The organism is Stenotrophomonas sp. YIM B06876, assembly GCF_030711595.1.
Classification (GTDB): domain Bacteria; phylum Pseudomonadota; class Gammaproteobacteria; order Xanthomonadales; family Xanthomonadaceae; genus Stenotrophomonas.
Map to the genome: position 1 here is coordinate 1 of NZ_JAUJUJ010000359.1, position 827 is coordinate 827.

The window sequence follows — 827 nt, forward strand, 5'->3', positions numbered from 1 at the left end:
GCGACGCGCAGCTGGTCTTCGTGCACGCAGCGCGCCGTCCAGCGGATGTGCGCGATGCGGCCGTCCTTGCGCACATAGCGGTTCTCGAAGTTCAGTTGCAGGGCGCCCGCCATGATGTCCTGCGCTTGCTGCCGGGTGCGGGCCAGGTCTTGCGGGTGCACCAGGTCGAGCATGCGCAGGCCCACCGCCTCGTTGGGGGTGTAGCCAAAAATGCGCTCGAATGCCGCGCTGACAAAGACGATGCGGCTGTCGGCATCGACGATGCAGACGGCGTCGAGCAGCAGGTCTATGACATTCTGGTAAGCGATGGTGCGCATGGCTGGAGGCGTGCGTTCGCTCAGGTGACGGGGCGGTGGTTATTGCGGCGTGGGGGCATGGCGGCCATTGTGCCGCTCTCGTGTGAAAAAGTGTGTGCCGCCGCGGGTTGATGGCTGCGGTGCTTCCAAAAAAAGAGCTGCCAGCGCTTGTTGCATAAGCGCTGGCAGCTCTTTTGAGTCATGGCGCCGTCAGATTACGTACAGATCGACGTATTCATGCACCGGCATCGCTTCGAGCCGCTGCTGGTCCAGTGAAACGGCCAGGATGGCGTCTTGCTGCTTCTTGGGAAAGCGCCGTGCCAGGTTGGTGCGGAACTTGGCTTCGAGCAGCGGAATGCCGTCGGCGCGGCGGCGCCGGTGGCCGATGGGGTATTCGACCGCCAGCTCGGGCAGCGTGGAGCCGTCGTTGAACTGCACCGTGAGCGCGTTGGCGATGCTGCGCTTCTCGGGGTCGTGGTAGTCCTGCGTGTACTGCGGTTCTTCCACGCAGTGGATCTTGGCGCGCAGCAC

General features: G+C 64.0%; 1 protein-coding gene and 1 pseudogene. Both read right to left on the bottom strand.

Annotation, left to right across the window (positions count from 1 at the left end):
- Positions 1–317 (bottom strand): PAS domain-containing protein (locus QZH66_RS17280; RefSeq protein WP_305807074.1); only part of this gene is annotated, 317 nt, incomplete at its 3' end.
- Between the two features lie 189 nt (positions 318–506).
- Positions 507–827, bottom strand: a pseudogene (prpD, locus tag QZH66_RS17285) (2-methylcitrate dehydratase); the annotation flags it as partial.